The 876-nt window shown below is 59.0% G+C and carries 4 tRNA genes; all 4 read left to right on the top strand.

Annotated features, from left to right (window positions below):
* The first annotated feature begins 249 nt into the window (after nucleotides 1-249).
* Nucleotides 250-325, top strand: a tRNA-Gly gene (locus AC1DYI_RS37075).
* A gap of 88 nt (nucleotides 326-413) precedes the next feature.
* Nucleotides 414-487: transfer RNA gene (locus AC1DYI_RS37070), tRNA-Cys, on the top strand.
* A 16-nt stretch (nucleotides 488-503) separates the two neighbouring features.
* A tRNA-Gly gene (locus AC1DYI_RS37065) sits at nucleotides 504-579 on the top strand.
* Nucleotides 580-714: 135 nt separating this feature from the next.
* Nucleotides 715-805 (top strand) — tRNA-Leu (locus AC1DYI_RS37060).
* Nucleotides 806-876 lie beyond the last annotated feature (71 nt).

Genomic DNA, 876 nt, shown 5'->3' with positions numbered 1-876 from the left:
GGGCCGGGCTGTGCCCGGCCCGCCCCCGCGGGGGATCAAGAAACTTGGGAGCGGCCCTTCGTTTCTTGAGAGGTGTTGCAGCATGCCCGCAAGTCGCTTTGCAAAAACTGCACAGTGACTTGCGGGAAGCCCAAAATTCATCCTATAATCTTTGCTTCCCTGTTGCGCTGGGAACGCAGTTGAAAGACAGCGATTCACAGCGAGCGACACCAAGCGCGTCAGCAGGGAAAGTGTTCCGTCAGGAGCCATGCGGGAATAGCTCAGTTGGTAGAGCGCAACCTTGCCAAGGTTGAGGTCGCGAGTTCGAGCCTCGTTTCCCGCTCCAGAATGCCGTGAAGGGAAGCTGAACAGCTTCCCTTTTTTATCAGGCACGCTGGACATGGCGAGTGAAGGGCACGGCATCGGTTGAGTGCGGCGCGGTAGCAAAGCGGTTATGCAACGGATTGCAAATCCGTCTAGCCCGGTTCGACTCCGGGCCGCGCCTCCAGCACTGATGACACCATGCGGGAATAGCTCAGTTGGTAGAGCGCAACCTTGCCAAGGTTGAGGTCGCGAGTTCGAGCCTCGTTTCCCGCTCCAAATACATGAAGGGAAGCTGTCCGCAGCTTCCCTTTTTCGTTTCTGACGTGCGCCGCGTCGGGTGCGTTCAGAAGTCAGGTTAGGTTTTTAGAGCAACGCACCACGATGCGCATCGCTCGTATCATCTCCGTGCCCGCCCGGATGGCGAAACAGGCAGACGCAGCGGACTTAAAATCCGCCGCCCTTTCATCGGGGCATACCGGTTCGAACCCGGTTCCGGGCACCACCTGACGCTGACGCGCTGTGAAGCGCGAGACGAGCGTAGCGTCCTCAGATCTGAATGCGCTGCACCGGCAG

The sequence above is a fragment of the Ideonella sp. P3_A4 genome (assembly GCF_056403075.1).
Note: the sequence above shows the minus strand (reverse complement) of the source record. Positions and strands in the feature narration are given on the sequence as shown.